General features: G+C 43.8%; 13 protein-coding genes. 7 read left to right on the top strand and 6 right to left on the bottom strand.

The genetic code is table 11. The features are described from left to right. Positions 1–72 precede the first annotated feature (72 nt). Positions 73–1,476: an APC family permease gene (locus ACSSWA_RS11095; protein WP_437356648.1), complete on the top strand. Its 1,404-nt coding sequence runs from the start codon at positions 73–75 to the stop codon at positions 1,474–1,476. On the opposite strand, the gene ACSSWA_RS11090 is transcribed toward ACSSWA_RS11095, so the two are convergent. Continuing rightward, positions 1,471–2,052, bottom strand: a complete 582-nt coding sequence (locus tag ACSSWA_RS11090; RefSeq protein ID WP_437356647.1) for an inorganic diphosphatase — start codon at positions 2,050–2,052, stop codon at positions 1,471–1,473. The two genes, ACSSWA_RS11095 and ACSSWA_RS11090, sit on opposite strands and share 6 nt — an antisense overlap. Before the next feature lie 127 nt (positions 2,053–2,179). Here ACSSWA_RS11090 and ACSSWA_RS11085 point away from each other — a divergent pair, with 127 nt between their 5' ends. Genes ACSSWA_RS11085 through ACSSWA_RS11075 form a run of 3 tightly spaced genes read left to right on the top strand, consistent with a single transcriptional unit; the run spans position 2,180 to position 7,615 of the window. Beyond that, complete coding sequence (locus ACSSWA_RS11085; protein WP_437356646.1) at positions 2,180–3,079, top strand: carbohydrate kinase family protein; 900 nt, start codon at positions 2,180–2,182, stop codon at positions 3,077–3,079. Beyond that, a complete protein-coding gene (locus ACSSWA_RS11080) occupies positions 3,076–5,241 on the top strand; it encodes an HAD-IIB family hydrolase (RefSeq protein WP_437356645.1) in 2,166 nt (721 codons plus the stop codon). Before ACSSWA_RS11085 ends, ACSSWA_RS11080 begins: the two co-directional genes overlap by 4 nt. Continuing rightward, positions 5,234–7,615: a sucrose synthase gene (locus ACSSWA_RS11075; protein ID WP_437356644.1), complete on the top strand. Its 2,382-nt coding sequence runs from the start codon at positions 5,234–5,236 to the stop codon at positions 7,613–7,615. Before ACSSWA_RS11080 ends, ACSSWA_RS11075 begins: the two co-directional genes overlap by 8 nt. A 5-nt stretch (positions 7,616–7,620) precedes the next feature. Here the strand turns inward: ACSSWA_RS11075 and ACSSWA_RS11070 are convergent, their stop codons facing one another. Beyond that, entirely contained in the window at positions 7,621–8,022 is a 402-nt protein-coding gene (locus ACSSWA_RS11070; protein WP_437356643.1) for a PEGA domain-containing protein, read from the bottom strand. Between the two features lie 112 nt (positions 8,023–8,134). On the opposite strand from ACSSWA_RS11070, the gene ACSSWA_RS11065 reads away from it, so the two are divergent. Beyond that, positions 8,135–9,724, top strand: coding sequence for a M28 family metallopeptidase (locus ACSSWA_RS11065; RefSeq protein ID WP_437356642.1), 1,590 nt, complete (start codon positions 8,135–8,137; stop codon positions 9,722–9,724). 81 nt (positions 9,725–9,805) lie between these two features. Here the strand turns inward: ACSSWA_RS11065 and ACSSWA_RS11060 are convergent, their stop codons facing one another. The 3 genes from ACSSWA_RS11060 to ACSSWA_RS11050 all read right to left on the bottom strand — a co-directional run bounded on the left by ACSSWA_RS11060 (position 9,806) and on the right by ACSSWA_RS11050 (position 16,520). Next, on the bottom strand, positions 9,806–14,968 hold the full coding sequence (locus tag ACSSWA_RS11060) for an SdrD B-like domain-containing protein (RefSeq protein WP_437356641.1): 5,163 nt from the start codon (positions 14,966–14,968) through the stop codon (positions 9,806–9,808). Positions 14,969–15,126: 158 nt separating this feature from the next. Beyond that, positions 15,127–15,543 (bottom strand): DUF1761 domain-containing protein, encoded by a 417-nt coding sequence (locus ACSSWA_RS11055; RefSeq protein ID WP_437356640.1) that lies wholly within the window; start codon positions 15,541–15,543, stop codon positions 15,127–15,129. An 8-nt stretch (positions 15,544–15,551) separates the two neighbouring features. Then, complete coding sequence (locus ACSSWA_RS11050) at positions 15,552–16,520, bottom strand: isoaspartyl peptidase/L-asparaginase family protein (RefSeq protein ID WP_437356639.1); 969 nt, start codon at positions 16,518–16,520, stop codon at positions 15,552–15,554. A gap of 239 nt (positions 16,521–16,759) precedes the next feature. Between ACSSWA_RS11050 and ACSSWA_RS11045 the strand changes: the two genes are divergently transcribed. Beyond that, the gene (locus ACSSWA_RS11045) at positions 16,760–18,796 is read left to right on the top strand and encodes a hypothetical protein (RefSeq protein WP_437356638.1); all 2,037 of its coding nucleotides are present in this window, start codon (positions 16,760–16,762) and stop codon (positions 18,794–18,796) included. A gap of 3 nt (positions 18,797–18,799) precedes the next feature. Continuing rightward, on the top strand, positions 18,800–20,233 hold the full coding sequence (locus ACSSWA_RS11040) for a DUF5723 family protein (RefSeq protein ID WP_437356637.1): 1,434 nt from the start codon (positions 18,800–18,802) through the stop codon (positions 20,231–20,233). A 1-nt stretch (position 20,234) separates the two neighbouring features. On the opposite strand, the gene ACSSWA_RS11035 is transcribed toward ACSSWA_RS11040, so the two are convergent. Further along, on the bottom strand, positions 20,235–21,278 hold the full coding sequence (locus tag ACSSWA_RS11035; RefSeq protein WP_437356636.1) for a glycosyltransferase family 2 protein: 1,044 nt from the start codon (positions 21,276–21,278) through the stop codon (positions 20,235–20,237). Positions 21,279–21,282 lie beyond the last annotated feature (4 nt).

The raw sequence follows: 21,282 nt of genomic DNA, 5'->3' as shown, positions 1-21,282 counted from the left end.
AAATTTTTCCTTTTGGATTTGAACTCTTATTTTATTTTTTTGAGTAATTAAAATTGGGAAAAAGAGTATAGAATGAAACAACCCCGAACCGAGCTGATACGCGGACTTTCTCTTACAGCCGCCGTTATGATTGTAGCGGGCTCGATGATCGGTTCGGGAATCTTCCGGAAACCTTCCACAATGGCTCAGCAGCTCGGCTCGCCCGAACTCATGATACTGGTCTGGATTGCTGCGGGCTTTATTACTCTTATAGGAGCTTTTATCAATGCAGAGATGGCGGGCATGTTCGACGACACCGGCGGTCAGTACATCTATTTTAAAAAGATGTACGGCGATTTCACTTCGTATTTATACGGCTGGTCGATTCTTTCCGTTATACAAACCGGCAGCCAGGCGGCAATTGCGTATGTGTTTGCGGAGTATGTAGGGTATTTCGTAAACTATTTCGAACTGCCGACGGCGTGGCAGCAGTTTTATTTTACAATTCCGCTTGCCGGAAAAATCTATCCGTTTTTCGACTTCGGCACAAAATCCGTAGCGATTATTGCAATAATCTTTTTGACGGGCATCAACTATATCGGAGTTATTACCGGCGGTTCGCTGCAGACCGCCGTTACTTATATAAAGATCGGAATAATAATCGTCTTTTCCGTACTCTTAATTTTACTGGGCGACGGCAGCATTTCGAACGTTTATACCGGTTTCCGTTTGCCCGGGTCTACGTCGCAAAATTTATTCGGTTTAATCGGATTGTCGTTTGCCGGCGCTTTCTGGGCTTACGACGCATGGAACAATATTACGTTTGTTTCCGGCGAAGTCAAAAACGCCAACCGGAACGTTCCTCTCGGTTTGTTGTTCGGAGTTTTGATTGTAATAGGAGTTTACGTATTAATCAATATAGCTTATCTCTATGTGATGCCGATATCGGAAATGGCAAATTCGCCTTTAGTAGCCGCCACAGCCGCAGAAAAAGTATTCGGGAATTTCGGAGGCAATCTTATTTCGCTGATTGTAATCATATCGACATTCGGCGCGCTTAACGGCAGCATACTCGCCACGGCTCGAGTTCCTTTTGCAATGTCGAAATCGAAAATCTTTTTCGATTCGCTCGGAAAAGTTCATCCGCGGTTCGGCACTCCGCACGTATCACTCGTCGTGCAGGGAATCTGGTCCTGCGCGCTCGTGCTTTCGGGCACTTTCGACACTATCACCGACTATGTGATGTTTGCTTCGTGGCTCTTCTATTTACTGGGCGCTTACGGCATTTTTATTATGAGGAAAAAACTTCCCGACGCCAAAAGACCTTATAAAGTTTGGGGATATCCATATACGCCGGTAATCTTTATTACCTTTGCGTCGTATTACCTTATAGCCACATTGATTTCCGACACAGAGAATGCCATGCTCGGCTTGATTCTAGTGCTCAGCGGACTTCCCTTTTATTTTTATTCGAAATACAGAAGCAAAAAATTATAGATCGTATTCTTTCTTGTATTTTTTTATCGACTGCCTGATAATCTTATAAGCTTCCGACTTTCCGTAAAACTTTTCGACTACTACGTGCTTATGCTCCAACTTTTTGTAATCCTCGAAAAATCTTCTCAGCTGAATCGTCGTATGCGGAGGCAGATGCTTCATATCGGTAATATGATTGAATGAAATATCGTTGTTTGCCACTGCAATAATTTTATCGTCGATTTCGTCCTCGTCGACCATTCGCATCATGCCGATAACTTTCGACTCGATAATACACATCGGATCGACGTCGATCGAAGAGAGCACCAAAATATCGAGCGGGTCGCCGTCGTCGCTCAACGTCTGAGGCAGGAAACCGTAGTTGGCGGGATAGTAAACGGCGGAGAATAAGACGCGGTCGAGTTTGAGAAGACCGCTCTTTTTGTCGAGTTCGTATTTTGCCTTTGAGCCCTGCGGAATTTCGATAATTGCATTCACAACCGCAGGAGCGTTTTCTCCGTATTCCACATGATGCCACGGATTGAAATATTTAGGAACCTTAGCGACGTGTTCCTCTACTGTTTTTTTCTTGCTCATCTATTTCCCTTTTTTTTGATTAATAACTTACAAAATATCCTAATTAATGGTCAAACCTCATCTTCTCAATTTGTATATAAATTATATTTTTTTATTTTATAAAGATATTTTTCAAAACAGGGCTGCCATGAAATCACCCGCGATTACAGCATTCGGAGAAATATTGTACGACGTTTATCCGGACGGCAAAAGGCTCGGAGGCGCGCCGTTCAATTTTATTTATCATGTATGGAAACTTTCCGGCAAAGGCATTCTGATTTCGAGCGTCGGCGACGACGAAAACGGAAAAGAAATCTTAAACTTTCTTAAATCCGCCGGCTTCAATACGGATTATATTTACATAGACAAAGAGCATCCGACAGGAACGGTCAATGTAGAACTCGACGCGAACGGCATTCCCCGTTTTACGATTTCGCCGGAATGCAGTTATGATTTTCTGAGACTTGAAGCAAATGCGAAAAAACTGCTCGAAGATGAAACGGATTTGTTGTATTTCGGCACCCTTGCGCAACGCAGCTCCGCATCGAGAAATACTCTCGAAGAAATTTTCAAAATCGGCTCGCTGAAATTCTTTTGCGATTTGAATCTGCGCCACGACTTCTTTTCCAAACCTCTCGTAGAAAAATCGTTGGAAGTATCGGACGTAATCAAATTAAACGAAGAGGAACTATTGAAAGTAAAAAGTATGTTCGGATATAAAGGAACCGAAAAAGACGTTATTGAATTATTGAGTCGTGAATTCGATATCGATTTGATCTGCGTTACAAAAGGAGCGGAAGGAGCTCTTATATTCGACGGAAAGGATTTTGATAATTATAAAAGCTCGCCCCGAAAAGTCGTCGACACCGTCGGAGCGGGCGACGCATTTTCGGCTATTCTTTGTATCGGTTATCTGAAACGTATCGATATCGGCAAAATCAACCGGATAGCAAACGACTTTGCGGCGGACATCTGCGGAATCGAAGGCGCCATCCCCGCCGGCGATCAGCTATACAATAAATACAGAAATAAGATTACAGAACAATGACAAACAAAAAACTTTACGTACAACTTTACAATATTCACGGATTGATTAGAGGACACAATCTCGAACTTGGACGCGACGCCGACACGGGCGGTCAGACCAAATATGTGCTCGAATTGGCAAAAGCTATAAGTCAGCGCGACGAAATCGACCGGGTCGAAATTGTAACGCGTTACATCAACGACAAGGAACTCTCGCAGGATTACGCCAAGGAAGAAGAGATTATAAACGAAAAACTGAGCATAATACGAATTCGCTGCGGAGGTCAGAAATATCTTCGCAAAGAGCAACTCTGGGATTATCTCGAAGAATTCGTCGACAAATCGATTAAGTATATCAAATCGAGAGGCAGACTTCCGGACATAATTCACAGCCATTATGCCGACGCCGGCTATGCCTGCGCCGAGTTGACTAAATTTTTCGGAATACCGTTTGTTCATACAGGTCACTCGCTCGGCATAAACAAACTCAACAATCTGCTTCAAGAGGGAATGACTTATGAGGAAATTAACAAAAGATATAAGATAAAGAAAAGAATAGAAGCCGAAGAAGATATTATTCTTTACGCCGACAAAATTATTACAAGCACTTATCAGGAAATCGAAGAACAATATAAATTGTACAATAATTTCAACAGAGATAAGTTTGTGGTCATCCCTCCGAGCGTCGATTTATCTAAATTTCATCCTTATAACGAAAAGCGCGAGTGGGACGAAGAATCACAGAAAATCCGGGACGGGATAAGAAACGAACTCTGGAAATTTTTTACTAACATGAACAAGCCGATTATACTTTCACTATGCAGACCGGAAAAAAGGAAAAACATAACAGGGCTAATCGAAGCTTACGGTCGTTCCGAAGAACTTCAGCACAAAGCCAATCTTGCCATCTTTGCGGGCATCAGGAAAGACATTACTCAAATGCCCGATATCGAACGGGAAGTACTGACCGACATGCTTCTATTGATGGACAAATACAATTTATACGGAAAGATGGCAATACCCAAAAAGCACGATTTCGAGCATGAGGTGCCGGAATTATACAGAATCGCCGCAGAAAGCAGAGGCGTCTTTGTCAATTCGGCATTCAACGAGCCTTTCGGATTAACGCTTATCGAAGCCGCAGCCAGCGGCTTGCCTGTGGTTGCTACAGACGACGGAGGTCCACGCGATATAATTCAAAATCTTCAGAACGGTCTTCTCGTCGACGTGCACGATCCAGCCAACATATCAAGCGCAATACTGACAATCCTAAACGACGAAACCAAATGGGAAACCTTTTCCAACAACGGAATCAATCGAGTCAAACGCTTTTATTCGTGGCAAGCCCATACGGAAAAATATTTAAGCATTCTAAAGGAACTCGTTCATAACGGAAACAATTTCAACAAAGTAATGTCGGCAACCGGAAAGCGGCTATTTAACTTCGACAAATTAATAATTCTCGACATCGACGATACTTTATTGGGCGAAGAAAAATCGACGCGTCAATTGAACGATCTTCTTAAATCCGTCCACAGCTACATCGGATTCGGAGTCGCCACTGGACGAACTATCGACTCGGCTGTCTCGATACTGAAAGCAAACGATATTGTAATGCCCGACTTTATTATTTCCTCTGTCGGCTCGGAAATTCACTACAAAAGCGACGAAGGGTATACGTTTGGCACAGGCTGGGCGGCGCATATCGATTACCAATGGAAAAGAGATCAAATTGTCGAGACGCTCAAAAAATTCGACTACTTGAAATATCAGGAAGAAGAAAATCAAAGAAAATACAAAATCAGCTATTATATCGACACTTCGAGATTCAATCCCGATGAAATCGAAGCGGCGTTATCAAGCAATAAACTGAAAGCAAATATTATTGTCAGCCATCAACAATTTCTCGACATACTACCGGTGCGCGCCAGCAAAGGTAGAGCTGTAAGATATATCGGTTATCGCTGGAACATTCCGTACGACTCCATACTCGTAGCGGGCGATTCGGGCAACGACGAGGATATGCTGCGCGGCGAACTCCTCGGCGTAGTTGTAGCAAATTATTCGAAAGAACTCGAAAAACTAAAAGGCAGACGACGAATCTATTTCGCAAGCCAGCCGTATGCAGCAGGCGTAATAGAGGGAATTAAATATTATAATTTTATTAGAGAACAAAATGATTAAAGACATTTATAAAACCGCGGAAACTTTCCGCAACGATTTTTACGACTTTTTAAAAACCGTTTCCTCGCAGCCGAAAAAATTAATGATTACCGGCGAACTGATTAATCTGTATGTCGCCTCGGGCTACGATAAGAATTCGGGTCTCTTTGAATTTATCGAAAAAATTCAGGAAACAATATCGCTCGATCACTCGATAATCCTCGACGTCAGAGTCAAAATTGCTTCGATTAAATTTTATCGCATAAGTCTCGAAGAATTTCTTATTGAAGAAATCTCCTCGAAAGATTTTCTTATTTACAAAGAAACAGTTGCTCGACCCGAAACTCTCAATTCAACGCTCAATTTGAATTTCAAACCATTCTACGACAAGTCCCCCGCAGTAAGAGACATTAAGTATATCGGATCGGGCGTCGAGTACTTAAACCGTTTTTTATCCAGTCAGATGTTTACTAACGAAGACAAATGGAAAAAAATACTTTTCGATTTTATCCGGCTGCACAGCATCAACGGAGAGCAACTCATTCTCAACGACAGAATTCAGGATATAAAACATCTTCAGAATCAAATAAACGCCGCTCTATCCGTACTCGGCAGCCTCCCGGCAAAAACTCCATACGATAAAATTAAACATCAGCTGCAGGATCTTGGATTTGAAAAAGGACTGGGCAAAGATGCCGAAACTATCATTAATAATCTCAATTTGCTCGACCGGCTTCTCAATTCGCCCGACCACAACGCGCTGGCGGAATTTATTTCTTCGATACCTATGATTCTTAATATCGCTATAATTTCGCCTCACGGATTTTTCGGTCAGGAAGGGGTTCTCGGATTGCCCGACACAGGAGGGCAGGTAGTTTACATACTCGATCAGGTAAAAGCCCTCGAAAAACAATTGACCGATTCATTGAAAAAATCCGGGCTCAATCTTGTCCCAAAAATTATTGTTCTTACGCGTTTGATTCCGAACGCTAGAGGCACTATGTGCAATCAAAAACTGGAAAAAATTTACGGTGCTAAAAATTCGTGGATATTGCGCGTGCCCTTCAGGGAATACAACAAAAGAGTAACCGACGAATGGATTTCGAGATTTGAAATTTGGCCTTATCTCGAGGACTTTGCGGAAGACTCTTATACCGCTCTCCTCGCCGAATTCAAAAAAAGACCCGACTTGATCATAGGCAATTATTCGGACGGAAATCTGGTGGCTTACCTGCTGGCAAAAAAATTCAAAGTTACACAGTGCGGCATTGCGCATGCGCTCGAAAAAAGCAAATATCTTTATAGCGCTCTCTATTGGTACGATCTCGAAAAATATTATCACTTTTCGATGCAGTTTACCGCCGACCTGCTTGCCATCAACTCCGCCGATTTTCTGATAACGTCGTCGTTCCAGGAGATTGCCGGTACCGAAAAATCGATCGGTCAATACGAATCGTATATGCATTTTACGATGCCCGGTTTGTACCGTGTTGAAAACGGAGTCAATCCTTGTCATGTCAAATTTAACATAGTTTCTCCCGGCGTAAACGAAAAGATTTACTTCCCTTATACCAAAACAAAATCGAGACTCAAAGAAACCAAACGTCGTATTGAAAATTTATTCTTTTCGAATTCGGCAGATCCGGACGTAATCGGATGGCTCGACAATCCCGACAAGACGCCGATTTTTACAATGTCGCGTCTCGACAGGATTAAAAACATCAGTTTTCTCGTGCGTTGTTTCGGAGAAAGCGAAGAGCTCCAACAATCTTCCAATTTGATTATCGTCGCAGGTAAAATCGACGAAACCATGACGGAAGATTATGAAGAAAAAGAACAAATTCGTCTGATGCACGAACTGATTACAAAATATAAACTTCACAATAAAATCAGATGGATCGGTAAACTACTGCCGAAAGACGAATCGGGCGAAGCCTACAGAATTATCGCCGAACGAAGAGGCATTTTTGTTCAACCGGCATTATTCGAAGGTTTCGGACTGACAGTGCTGGAAGCAATGATTTCGGGACTGCCGGTATTTGCGACCAAATACGGAGGACCGCTCGAAATAATTCAGAACGGCGTTAACGGCTTTCATATCGATCCGGTTAATCAGGAAGAGACCACCGAAAAAATCATTCGTTTTCTGAGCGACTCCTACGTCGAGCCGACAGTTTGGGACAAATTTTCAAAAGCGGCAGTCAAAAGAGTTAACGAAAAATACAGCTGGAAGCTTTATTCAAAACGACTTCTGTCGCTTGCAAAGCTTTACGGCTTCTGGAGATATGCCACCAATCTTGAACACGAAGATATTAACGCGTATCTCGATTTAATCTATCATACGGTCTATAAATCGAGAGCAAAAATTTTACTCGAAGAGCATATGAAAAGATAAACGGTTTATCTGCGCCTTCTGTTGCTTTCCTCTTCTTTTGCTTTTTGCAATTCGACGGATATATTCCCGGGAAACAGGTTATACATTGAACCGGTCAGCATATCGATTGTCATACCCGGAATAAATCCGTTGAGCGCGTTGCCCCAAAACCAGAAGGAAATTTTTCTCGTAAGCTGAGTTTCGTACGGTTCGTATCCGTCGAGCTCGATTTTCAAAACGTGATTTCTCCCTCTGTCGATATTTACAATTTGGGGAGTCAATCCGAATTTTTTTCCGTCTATTGTAATGCTTGCATTCTCAGGAGCGGTTTTAATTTCAATTTCCTGAGTTGTGGAATTGATAAACGTAGCGCATGAATTTAATCCTACAGCCAATACGAACGCCGTCAAATAGACCCAATTCTTCATAATTCCCCTTTTTGTTTTATTATCGATATTATTCATCACAAAATTTAGTCGTTGAATGCTACTTGCTCAAATCGTATATTGTGTCGATTTCCAAACAAAATATAAAAATAAAATGAAAAAATTTATAACTGCGGTTTTGTTAATAGCCGCGTTTGCCGCATTAAAGTCTCAAACTTTAGACGAGGCATTAAAACAAATCGACGAAACCTCGCTTATAGAAAGAGTAAAAATCCTTTCTTCCGACGAATTTTTGGGAAGAGCGCCAGGACACGAAGGCGAAGAAAGAACAATAGAATATCTCAAAAAAGAGTATGAAAAACTCGGCTTGAAAGCTCCTTCGGGAAATTACGAACAGCCGTTCGAACTGACTGAACTTACGCCCGAAGTCAGTCCTGTAATTTATTTTACAAAAGGCGACAAAAAAGTCAGCCTTAAACACGCCGACGAATTCGTAGCAGTAACGCGTCAGGTACGCGAAGAAATCGAGATACCGCCGACCGAAGTTATATTTGCCGGTTACGGCATCAATGCGCCCGAATACGACTGGAACGACTTCGAAGGCGTCGATGTAAAAAATAAAATTATAATCGTAATGGTTAACGACCCGGGATTTCCCACAAAAGATACTTCTTTATTCACTGGCAGAGCGATGACTTATTACGGAAGATGGACATACAAATTCGAAGAAGCAGCCAGACAGGGCGCGGCAGGTATTTTTATAATTCACGAAACCGAAGCGGCAAGCTATCCATGGGAAGTCGTTCGAAACGGCAGAGTCGGTCCGCAGTTTTTTATCGAAGACGACAACAAGAATTCTTCAAGAGCAAAATTCGAAGGCTGGATTACATACGAAAAAGCAAAAGAAATTTTTGAACTTGCCGGTTTGGATCTCCGGAAAGAACTTGAAAACGCCGCCAAACGGGGATTCCGTTCAAAAAGCCTCGGCTTAAAAACCTCGCTAATAATTAAGAATAAAATCCATCGTATTAAAACGCGCAATTTAATCGGCATACTGCCTGGCAGCGAAAAGCCCGACGAATATCTTTTTTATATGGCTCACTGGGATCACCTCGGATACGACCCGGATTTAAAAGGCGACAATATTTATAACGGCGCCAGAGACAATGCGCTCGGAGTGGCTTCGATACTCGAAATCGCTGAAGCTTTTTCAAAAGCTGATCATAAACGTTCAATCGTCTTTCTGGCGCTGGCTGCTGAAGAACAGGGACTACTGGGTTCGGAATATTATGTAAAAAATCCTGTACTCCCGCTCGAAAAAACAATCGCGGCGTTTAATATCGACGGCGGCAACATATTCGGCAGAACAAAAGACATCGCCGTTTTAGGACTCGGCAGTTCGGAGCTCGACGATTATATAAAAAAAATCGGGGAGAAGTACGGCAAGATGATAACGCCCGATCCTACGCCGGAAGCAGGCGGATTCTACCGTTCCGATCATTACAACTTTGTCAAAGCCGGAATTCCCTCTCTCTATTTGAGGCACGGCATTCTCGCCGAAGACGGTCGTACGAATATACCCGAACTATCCCGCCGCTGGACGAAAGAACACTATCACAAAGTAAGCGACGAATACAACGACGATTGGAATCTTTCAGGAGCAATAGAGGATATTAAAATATTATTCGAAATCGGTTATACGCTTTCGAACGACGGCGCCCGTCCTAAAATTTTACGAAGGTAATATTTTTTCTGTCATCGCTTTAAATAAAAAAAACCCGACAGGGAACTTTCTCTGCCGGGTTTTTTTGAACTTATTCGTCTGTTACTTGACGAGCACCATCTTCCTGGTAATGTTCACGTTCTTGCCGGTCAGTCTGTAAATATACATTCCGGACGCAAACGAACCGCCGTTAAACGTTATCTTCTGATATCCTGCGCTCATGAAGTCGTCGAACAATGTGGCTACTTCCTGTCCGAGAATGTTATATACTTTGAGCGTATAATTTCCGCTTTCGGGAACTCCGAATCTGATTGTGGTTACCGGATTAAACGGATTCGGGTAATTCTGATTAAGTTCGAATTCGGTCGGGATGTCGTTCGATTCGACCGAAGTGACATTGCTTTCGCGTCTGCTCAAAAGTATCTTTCCTTCTTTGGTTCCCACGAATACGTTGTCAGAATTCTGAGTTACGATAAGAGAACTTACGCCCAATCCGCCAAGTCCGAGCGAATTCCAGTTTGCGCCGTCGTCAGTAGATTTATAAACTCCGCTTGTCCATGAAGCCGCATATACGGTACCGCTCAGATCCGTTACGATCGAATAGATATAGAGAGCGGGCAGATTGTTCGCTTTTTCCCATGTGGCGCCGTCGTCGGTAGATTTGTAGAGTCCGTCTCCGTAAGTGCCCGCAAAGAGAGCGTTCGAACTCGACGAGAGCGACCATACGAAATCGTAACCTACATTGAGTTTTGTCCATGTATTATTTTCATACTTAAATACGCCGCCGCCGTAGCTGGCTGCATAAAGCTTGCCGTTGTGAACGGTTACAGATTGAATAACCAAATTATATCCGAGACCCGCGTTTATTTCATTCCATGTCAAGCCGTTATCGTTCGAAACGTAAACGCCGTATCCCCAAGTGCCGGCGAATAATTGTCCGTTGTTTACGGCGAGATCGTGCACGTCAATTCCGCCGAGACCGGCTTCGTTCCATGAAGAGCCGTCGTATTTGAACACGCCCTGTTCCGTAGCTGCGAATAATACTCCGTCGTTCAAAATGAGCGCCCAGATATATCCCGCCTGCAAATTGGCTTTAATGTTTGTCCAGTTGCTTCCGCCGTCGTCCGAGCGATATACGTTTCCGCCCCATGTGCCCGCATAAATGGCTCCCGAATTATCATAAGCCATTGCGTATACAATTTCGCCGTTCGAAAAACCGTTTACATACTGCCAGTTTTGACCGCTGTTGTTGCCGTTGTTTCCTTGCTGCGAATTATCATCCGACTGATTCGAAACGGTAATAGCAACGCTGGAACTGTTGTTGCCGGCGTTCGGATCGGTAGAAATCGTCGAAGTAATTACTGCAATATTTACTATTTCTTTTTCAAACGGAATGTTTCCGATAAACGGGGCGTAATTCATCTGACCTGCGCCCGAGAAAGATTTACAAATCATTTGACCGTTTATCACGCCTGAAACAAATTCGACATGGGCAAAAGGAGCAAGTATCGAACCGCGCACGTCGATTCCCTGTACCGTCAATTCCTCAGCTTCGTAGAAATTATAAAGAACGTTTGTCATGCTCGTGCCGTTAACGCTAAGACCGCCAGTCCAAGACACATTAACGCCGTCGATATTAACAAGCACTACCGAACCGTTGGGCGCGTTAATTGTTACATTATTTGCCGACGATAAATCGGCGCCGTTTACTTCGAATACGTTAAGGAACGGATCGTTGCCGGTAAGAGTCAAACCTCCGTATTGAAAATCGACGGTTCCCGTAACCGTATAACCGGAAAGCGTCGTTGAGAGATTTTCGAGATAAGTTTTAGCCGCCGCAAAGTTAATCGGATTATCCTGGCGAAGAACGCCGCTGACGCTTACGGAATTCTGAGGCAGATTGGTACTGTTTCCGTATGCAACGCTGCCGTAAACGGCTCCGCTGATGAAATTCAAATCCCTGCCCACAATCAATACATCGCCGCTGCCTGCGGGCAATTGGTCGCCAATGCTGTAGTTTGCAAAGTAAGCGTCGCGTCCTACGGCAACTTTACCCTGAGTATCGGAAGAAGGTTGTTCGACGTCGTAGATAACGAAGAGATTATAGTCTTTTGCAACTCCGAGATCGAAAATCGAATTATTGATTTGCTCGCAGCTTGCCGTTACGTTTATTGTAAGCGTGGCAATGCCCGCAGAATCGAGGTCGCCAACATTCCACAGACCCGTAGTTGTATCGTATGCACCCTGAGAAGCGGAACTGTAATTGTAAATCAATCCCTGCGGAAGTATATCGGTAACCTGCACGCCCGTAGCTTTGTTGGGTCCGTCGTTTGTAACTTTTATTGTATAATTTATAGTCTCGTTGCATTCCGGTTCGGGATTATCGACTGTTTTTTCAATTCTGACGTCGGCTGGTTTTTCCTGCGGAGGCGGACAAACCCAGGGATACCAGTACAAATCTCTTCCCGCGCCGTTTTTAATCGGATTGCCGTCGCAATCGAGAATATTAACGCCGTAATGAATTTCGACTACCTGATCGTCAGGACGAACTCCTGGCCACTGAGCCGTAATCGAGAATGTAGTGTCCTGTGTAATTAAAATAGTTTCGTAATGAGTCGAATTGTCTACGCTGCCGTCGTTAGGCTCGACTATTCTCCAGGAAAGTTGCAAATAAGCTTTCGAAGGATTCGGAGTAAGCGAAACGGAACCGTTTATCGTTATCGGCATCGGGTCGAGCTCGCAAATTGCCGAGTCGGGACCCAACTGAACGCTCCAGTCGGTTACGCACGAAAGTTCACAATCGATTTCCACGGTAGCGTCGTCTTCGTCTTCGACCGAAGCCGAACCGTCAACCGGATGCCCCACTGCTTTGACCACATTGACGAGCATGCCGCAATCGTCTTCGGTTACAGTATACGTTTTTGTGAACGATTTGACTTCGCCCGGATGAACCGGCGAGATGTTTTTGATTTTATGGTCTCCGTTCGGATTTATTAACTCGTCATAAAAATCGACTCCGCCGCTGAGCGTAACGTCGCCGCAATTTTCAACCGTGAACGTATAGGTTATAACGTCGCCCGGTTTTGCGGTCTGTTTGTCGGCGGTCTTGGAAACGCTTACGCATGTTTTATAAAACCCGAAATCGACTGTTAAATTGTCGCCGCAATCGATAGTAACGTTAACCGGTTGATTTATTCCTCCGTCGCTGTCCAACTCGTCGTTTCCGCCTTCGTTTAATTTTGTCGAATACCATTTAACCTGCGCGTCGCTTACCAAAACTCCGCCTGCGGTAAAATTGGAAGCTGCAAGTCTAACCGTATAGGAACCGTTGAGTAAATTTTCGAAGAGATAATATCCGTTCGAATCCGTTGTATCAACAGCAACGATTTGATTGTTTTGCAACAATTCTACAATTACGCCTTCAATGCCTTCTTCGTTTTGATTTTGAATGCCGTCGACATTTTTATCGTGCCATACGTAATTACCGATTTGATTCATGCACACTGTTTCCGCATAAATTCCGGCGTCCCACGACAAGTCGTTTTCGCCCGAAGTCAAAGTAGTGCAAACCGTTTTTCCCGTATTAATATTTGCGTCCGAATCGATTTCGTCGTCGTTTCCGCTGTCCTGATTTGTAAATACGTAACCCTGAGGAAGAACGAATTTAACGTAATAATCGCCGGGGGTAAGGTTATCAAACAAATATTCGCCCTGGGCGTTAGTGGTAGTTGTGGCAATTAAATTGTCGTCGCAGGAATATAGTTTAACGGTCACACCGGAAACTCCGTCTTCGCCGTTATCCTGCAGACCGTTTTTGTTTGTATCTTCCCACACTTTGTCGCCCAGCGAAGCAGGCAATTGACACGTTAAAAATCCTTTATCGACCGAGCCGTTGTCGAAATTTTCATTAATTGCAGTAGCGGCGTCGTTAATTTCCGAATATGTAAATCCGTTCAAACTGCCGCCGCCCAATGCCGATTCGGCAAAAGCAAGAAATTGGCTTACGGAATAGCCCGCAAACGGACCGCCCGTAATCACCAAATCGCCCAGAGGAGTAGTATTGGTTCCCAGATATCCTGCGGCGCTGTAATAAACGTTTAATTTCAATGCGGTTATTTGTCCTGCAAGCACGTTAATTTTGGAAGTAGGATTGGTATAGTTTTGATTCAAAGCGTCTGCGCTGCCTCCGTCGGGCAAATAATTTTTGATTGCCGAAGACGACGTTAGAGTAATTTTATAATTTCCGCCGACAGTCATGCCGTTCGGAAAAACAGAATTAAAATAAGCGTCCCTCAATGTTCCGGGACCGCTGTTTGAAGGGCTGCCCCATCCTCCCTGAGTATAAGTAACATAACCGTTCAAATCGCATCCGCTCGACTGATACCATTCAACTGTAGCGTATTCTTCTTTTGTATCGAAAGTGGGAGTTGCCAGAACGAGTTTTTGTTTTCCGTCGGGATTAGCAGAGTGAACATAACGCGTGCCCTGAGGTATATCGACCTCGGCTCTGACGCTCAAATTGGCGACGCCGACCCCGTTATAAGTAATAGTAAAAGGTCCGGCATGACCGTTATTATCGGTAGTTGCCGATGTCGCGCTCAAGGTTCCGATCGAAGAGTTTATCTGAATATCCACATTTGCCGCCGGATTGCCGTTCAAATCGTAGGCGTAAACATCGAATTGCGCAGGCGTATTTTCCGCCAGCGATTGCGATGCCGGAAGAATTACGAGAGTCTGCAAAGGCGCCGTATTGTTATGATTTGCCTGAGCGTCGGCAATTATTGCAAGCGCGCGAGTCTTTACCGTATTATTGTTCGATATTGTGCTAGCGTCAACGCCGTCGCTGTAATGCCAAATGGCAAACTGAACTGCTGCGGCTTCTTTATTGTTGTCGGACAATTTACCGGGGTAATTTGCTTTGTACGGATAGTAATTATTCAATATATAAGTAATTTCGGAAGGAGTGTAATTTTCGTCCCAATAATCCTGATTGTAAACCAGACCGTGCTGTAAATCGACGCAATAAAATTTCTCGTTTTGCGAGTTAAGAGTGCCTTTAAAAGTTCCCGCAAAATGTTTTGCCTGCTGGTTTGTATAAGGATTTGTATATTTTATCGATTTTCCCTCGGCCGTGCCGGTAATCTTAGCTATACTTGTATAATTTGCCGTCTTTTTGATTCCTTTCGATTGAGCCTCGCTAAGCGAATTGTCAATCAAAGTTATGCTCAGTAACAAGACCAGACTTAATATTAAAGAGTTTTTCACTCCTACCTCCTGACGTTAACAATTTTAATTACGGGGTAAGAGTCAACTATGGTGCCACAAAAAACCTTCGATTACGAGCTGAAATCGAAGGTTTTGAATGGTTTAGAAAAATGAGAGTGTATCAGAATGATACGGCGGGTAAAAATTGATTCATCCGGTCAGAGCCATAATCCGAGTATAAATCCGTTTATAATTAATACGAGGAAATGGTATCCGCTGTCGATAAAAAATTGAGTAATCGATTTCCTCTGAAATTGAAGATTTATAATCATTGTGGTGGCAATAAATCCGAGCCAGATCATGAATGCAATACGGATGCCTTCTTCCGGAGTTGCCGCGCCGGTATAACCGAGCAGCCGGGCCAGCATATACGCCATTATCAGATGCGACAGGAATGCAATTCCAAAAACTTTTACCGGATTAAAATTCTTTTTTAATTCTTCTTCGGGAGTATCGACGGTTGCAAGCCATATTTTGCCCAGCAGCAGAGGGCTGTAATAAAGGGCGCCCATGCCCATTGCAATTATTCCGCAAATTAGTACTGCCAGATAATTAATCGGATGTAACAACTCCATACAGCCTCCTATTTATAGATTTTAACCTCGTTTACGCCGTCGCTTATTTTGACTCCTCTGAACATACCCGGCGTATTAAACGGCATGGCATAATTCCCTTTTCCGTCGATGGCAATAACGCCGCCGTCAGCTTCGAGTTCCGTAAGTTTTTTGTGTATAACAAAATCGGCGGCTTCCGATAAACTCATTTTTTTGTATTCCATTAAATCGGAGATATCTTTTGCCACGCCGAGTCGAATAAAGAACTCGCCGTGCCCGGTAGCGGAAACTGCGCACGTTTTATTATTTGCGTATGTTCCCGCTCCGATAATCGGCGAATCGCCAACTCTTCCGAATTTTTTAAGCGCCATGCCGCCGGTGGAAGTCCCCGCAGCCAGATTTCCGTTTTTATCGAGAGCGACAGCTCCTACGGTGCCTTTTATAGCCTCGAGAGAGTCGCGTAATTTTTTCATTCTGATATATTGCCGGAAACGGCGTTCGGTAATAAAGTAGGTCGAATCGACGTATTCAAAGCCGTTTTGAAATGCAAATTCTTCGGCGCCTCGACCGATCATCATTACGTGAGGAGATTTTTCCATAACAAGGCGGGCTAAATTAATCGGGTTTTTAATATGGCGTATACCGGCGACCGCTCCGGCGTTCAAATTGCCGCCGTCCATTATCGAAGCGTCGAGTTCGGCGAATCCCAGGTCGTTCAATACCGCGCCCTTGCCCGCGTTAAATAAAGGCGAATCTTCCATTATATTTATGGCTTTAGTAACGGCGTCGAGCGAAGAGCCGCCCGATTCCAGTATTTTATATCCCTCTTCGAGCGCTTCCGAAAGCTTTGTTTTGTACTGATTTTCCAGACCGGCGGGCAAATCTTTAATTACTCCCGCTCCTCCGTGAATTACTATCCCGAATTTTTCCTGTCCGTAATAATCGATATTTAAAGCAAGACATACGATCAAGCCGGTCAGAAGGATTAATCTTTTCATCGCTTTATCCTGTTTGGGAAATTATCAAAGTGAATTTAACCCGCATATTACTTAAATGCAACAGAGCCAGTTTGTTAACTCGCTATTTTTGTTTATTAACAACTTATAAACGATAACAGGGCGTCTGTCCTGCCGATTGTGACCGGAATCATCATTAGTTTGTAATACGAAAACAAAAAAGTTTAAATTCCCGTTGCAAATTGTCGATAATAAAATATTAACGGTATTTAAGGAATTCAATGAAATACAAATCGTTGATGATTGCGCTGGCGGCGTTAATAACGGGATGCAATATAAACGATCCCGTAGCCCCTGTATGGGACGTTTCAGTAACAGCCCCGATTGCCAACAAAGAATATTTGATGAGCGACATACTGGAAGACGAATCGGAGAACTTGTTTCATTATAATAACGGCTCGAATAAAGACGTCCTCTACTTTACTGATTCATATCAAATCGACAAAATCACGTTCGAAGACAAGCTTAAGATAGACGGATTTTCGGAAAGCATAACCGAGAATGCCGGCGCGTTGAAAATCGAATCCGACACGGTTCAGGGCAATGTCGGTTCAACGGAACTGGGCTTGAATCCTGCAGTTCGAATTGCCGTTCCTCCGATAAACGACAAAAAAGTTGCTTCGGATTTAAGCGAACCCGGTAATTTTCTGCAGGCGCGTTTTAAAAGCGGTTCCTTCGATCTCGTTATAAGAAACAATTTCACTAGCGATGTAAGCGTTACCGTATCGAATATTTCGCTTGTTAATTCGGATGACGGAAGCGTAATCGCTATGCACGGCGGCAGCGTTACAATTCCACCTTCTCAATCCGTATTGGTGAGCGACCTCAAAATTAACACTGAAATATACGTCAAAAACCGTTTGAAAATAGAAGCCGTCCTTTCAACACAGGGCAGCGGCGGAGACGAAGTCCGGATTCCCGATAATTTTCTGACTTTGACGGCAATTACAAAAAACCTCGAAGTATCCGAAGCGACGGCTAAATTTCCCGAACAGGATTTTATTACCATTAACGGAACGGTTAAAATCGGCGATAAAAATGAAAGGATTGCCAGAGCCGCAATAAAGTCCGGCGCGCTCGATTTACGTTTGACAAACAACACCGGATTGGACGCGGAGATTCGATACAGTTTCCCGCAAATCAAAACGGCAGACGGCAATATATTCGAAGGAGCGGCTGTTATAGCCGGCGGCGAATCGAAAAATTTGTTCGACAATAAATCGCTTTCAGGTTATTCGGTCGAAGCCGCAGGCGGTCTACTCGAAGAGCTGAATTACGCTATCGAATACAGAATCGTAAGCGACAATCAATATAAAACAATTAAAAGCAGCGACAACGCAAAAGCCGATTTTGAATTTTCCGAATTAACTTTCGAAGAGTTCGAAGGCTATATTTCTCCGTTCGAATTCGAACCCGAAAAAACTTCTTTTGCTTTCGACTTCGAAAAAGACAAAATCGATTTCGACAAATTATTCCTTTCTAATCCGGTATTTTCCATTAAGCTGAAATCGACTGCCGACATTAAATTTTTAATCGGCGGGAAATTGAAATTGTTCATGCCGGACGGAACGGTTAAGAACTTCAATCTCAACGGCAATACACTAAGCGCGGTTTTGATTACCCCTTCGACCGAACGGATTTATATTAACGGCGACAGCGTTTCGGCGTTCATAAAAAATCTCGACGAAATTCCCGACTCTGCAGTTGTCGAATTATCGGGAACCGTCAATCCGGATTTCGAATACGTATCCGTCAAATCGACCGATTATATCGAGGGAGAGCTCGAAGCCGAAATTCCGCTCGACTTCGGAATTCAACACGCCGAATATACGGACTCGATCGAAATCGAACTATCCGACGACGACCGCGATTTGTTGAGAGACATAAAGTATCTCGAAGCAAATTTGGATCTGGAAAACGGACTGCCGGTTAATCTATCCTTTACGGGCAGACTCTATGACGCGGCGGGCAATTTTCTTACTTATTTTCCGCCGGCTGAATTTCAGGATACTCTGATTTCAGTAAGCGCAGCCGAAACTGACTTGAACGGCTATGCCGTTGCGCCAAAAGAATCGTACGTCAAAGTAATTGCAGACAGCGCGGTTTCGGCTAAAATAGCGGACGCCGCTTATATGAAAGTGAGATTGAGATTCTCTACGGCTCCTGCCAACAAGCCCGTTAAAATTCGTTCGACCGATACGATACGAATCAAAGCCTTCGGCGTTTCGGAATACAAAATAGAACCCGGGAATAATTGAGTTATGAAAAACAATTTCAAATATATTATTCCGATTTTATTAACGGCTGCTCTTTCCATAAACGCGCAAATCGGCGGCAGCGTCGGATTGCCGGATGCAAGATCGTCTTCGATGGCAGGCGCGTATACGGCCGTTTCCGAAGGACTCTATTCAATCGCCGTTAATCCGGCAAATTTATCGAAGTCAAAAGGAATCGAATTGATCATGCCGCTCCCCCTCCCTTCTTTCAGCAGTGTTGCCGGTTCAAACTTTTTCTCGCTTTCGGATTACAATTATTATTTCGGTACATATACGGTCGACGAAAACGGCAAAAAAAGAGGACGCTACTTAAACGAAGCAGACAAGCAAAACTTTATCGACCTATTCGGAAAAGGCGGAGGAGTCAGCGTAAATTTATTCGTACGCTATTTTGCGCTTGCCGTAACTCCTTCGGAATCATTCGGCGCGCTGGCGTTTTCAGTTACCGATCAGATTGCCGCTGACGGCAAAATTCCGACTGGAATTGCGGAACTCCTGTTCAAAGGGAATCCGCCGAATTCTCGTTACGATTTTAACGATGCGGAATTCAAATCGTGGTGGCTCAGAAAATACTCGTTTTCGTATTCGAGGGAATTCAGAATATCAGAAGAAAAATCGATCGGAGCGGGAATATCGCTGCATCTAATTAACGGATTGTTCTATGCAGGTCTGGACGAAATCGATTCCGAAATTCACACAGACAGTTTGGGAAACATCCGCGGCAGAGCGAACTATTCGGCAAAATCCGCCTTCTCGCCGAATTTCGGCGTCGAATACGACTTTGAAAATCAATCCTCGTACGAAGAAAACATCTCGGCATTTCCCGAGCCTGCGGGAACGGGATTCGGAGCCGACTTCGGACTAAGCTACAGACACAACCGGGCATTTACATTTGCGCTTGCAATAACCGACATCGGAGCAATTGAGTGGAATAAACGCGCGGCGCAATTCAACGTAAGCAGAAACGTTTATATTGACGACGTTTCCGAAGAAGCTCAAAGGGATTCGTTGACTAATCTGTTTTCGACCGACGGCGCAGGAAAATCCGTCGATAAATTTTCCACTCCTCTTGCCACGGCTCTCCGGTTCGGAGCTTCGATCGACCTGGCAAATCTTCTTAAACTAAAGAACAAATTAATGATTGCCGCAGGATACGCGCAGGGCTTAAATAAAATGCCGGGCAATACGACTTCGCCGAGATTTTCAATCGGAGTCGAATGGATGCCGTTCGAATCGGTCTTCAGTTTGCGCAGCGGAATGGCATTCGGAGGCTGGGCAAAATTCCGTTGGGGTTTGGGAATCGGACTCGATTTCGGATTGTTCGAATTGAACGCCGGCACTTCGAACTTCCAGAATATCGCCTCGCCTTCTTCGGGCAAAATGATTTCGATTGCCGTCGATTCGCGCTGGAAATTTTAAACTACTTTTTCTCTTTGATAATATATTCGTGGTCGTTCTGAAAATTATGCACCATCAATTCGCCGATCAATCCGATGGCAAAAAATTGAACTCCCACTATTATCAGCAGAATGCCGAGAAAGAAGACCGGACGGTTGTTAATTCCCACTCCGAGAAACAACTTTTCGTAAGTAAGCCAGAGACTTATCAAAACTCCCAATAACGTTGTCAGAAGACCGATGAATCCGAAGAGGTGCATCGGACGCGTAACGTATCGCGTCGTAAAAATTACCGTAATCAAATCGATAAACCCTTTGAAAAATCGCGATATGCCGAATTTCGTTCTGCCGTATCTGCGGGGATGGTGCTTAACCGGAATTTCCGTAACCGTAAAACCTTTCCAACCAGCCAGCACCGGAATATAACGGTGGAGTTCGCCGTATATGTTGACGTTCTTTACTACTTCTTTGCGGTAAGCTTTCAAGCCGCAGTTGAAATCGTGTATTTTAACTTTCGAAAAGAGACGGGTTACAAAATTGAAAAATCGCGAAGAATATTTTTTAATGAGCGGATCGAACCGTTTTTTCTTCCAGCCCGAAACCAGGTCGTAGCCTTCGTCGAGTTTGGCGAGCAGATTCGGAATTTCCGCCGGGTCGTCCTGCAGGTCGGCGTCCATTGTAATGACTGCGTCGCCTGTGGTATTTTTGAATCCGATTTGAAGAGCCGCCGATTTGCCGTAATTCTTTTTGAAACTGAAATAAAAAATTTTATTGTCTTTGAGAGCCAGTTCTTTGATTACGTTCAGCGAATTGTCCGTGCTGCCGTCGTCCACAAAAATAATTTCGTAGTCGCACGAAATCGAATTGACCGCTTTTTTAATTTCGTTATAAAGAGGTCTAAGCGATTCTTCCTCGTTATAAAGAGGCACAACAATCGACACTTTTTTAAATGAGAAACTTTTTACGCCGTTTTTCAGTTTCTTTTGATAGTAACGGAATTTTCTGCCGTAATAATGTCTTCTTTTTTTCTTGTTTCCCGTTTGTTCCTGTTTGTTTTGTTCGCTCAAGTTG

The organism is Melioribacter sp. Ez-97 (assembly GCF_051488665.1).
GTDB lineage: Bacteria > Bacteroidota > Ignavibacteria > Ignavibacteriales > Melioribacteraceae > Melioribacter.
The sequence above is the reverse complement of the archived record's forward strand: the minus strand, read 5'-3'. Positions and strand labels throughout refer to the sequence as shown.

What these genes read in the sequence shown, in the direction of transcription:
- ACSSWA_RS11080 (WP_437356645.1), top strand. Translation starts at nt 3,076, where the DNA reads ATGACAAACAAAAAACTTTACGTACAACTTTACAATATTCACGGATTG.
- ACSSWA_RS11075 (WP_437356644.1), top strand. Translation starts at nt 5,234, where the DNA reads ATGATTAAAGACATTTATAAAACCGCGGAAACTTTCCGCAACGATTTT.
- ACSSWA_RS11090 (WP_437356647.1), bottom strand. Translation starts at nt 2,052, where the DNA reads ATGAGCAAGAAAAAAACAGTAGAGGAACACGTCGCTAAGGTTCCTAAA.
- ACSSWA_RS11040 (WP_437356637.1), top strand. Translation starts at nt 18,800, where the DNA reads ATGAAAAACAATTTCAAATATATTATTCCGATTTTATTAACGGCTGCT.
- ACSSWA_RS11095 (WP_437356648.1), top strand. Translation starts at nt 73, where the DNA reads ATGAAACAACCCCGAACCGAGCTGATACGCGGACTTTCTCTTACAGCC.
- ACSSWA_RS11085 (WP_437356646.1), top strand. Translation starts at nt 2,180, where the DNA reads ATGAAATCACCCGCGATTACAGCATTCGGAGAAATATTGTACGACGTT.
- ACSSWA_RS11070 (WP_437356643.1), bottom strand. Translation starts at nt 8,022, where the DNA reads ATGAAGAATTGGGTCTATTTGACGGCGTTCGTATTGGCTGTAGGATTA.
- ACSSWA_RS11050 (WP_437356639.1), bottom strand. Translation starts at nt 16,520, where the DNA reads ATGAAAAGATTAATCCTTCTGACCGGCTTGATCGTATGTCTTGCTTTA.
- ACSSWA_RS11045 (WP_437356638.1), top strand. Translation starts at nt 16,760, where the DNA reads ATGAAATACAAATCGTTGATGATTGCGCTGGCGGCGTTAATAACGGGA.
- ACSSWA_RS11065 (WP_437356642.1), top strand. Translation starts at nt 8,135, where the DNA reads ATGAAAAAATTTATAACTGCGGTTTTGTTAATAGCCGCGTTTGCCGCA.
- ACSSWA_RS11055 (WP_437356640.1), bottom strand. Translation starts at nt 15,543, where the DNA reads ATGGAGTTGTTACATCCGATTAATTATCTGGCAGTACTAATTTGCGGA.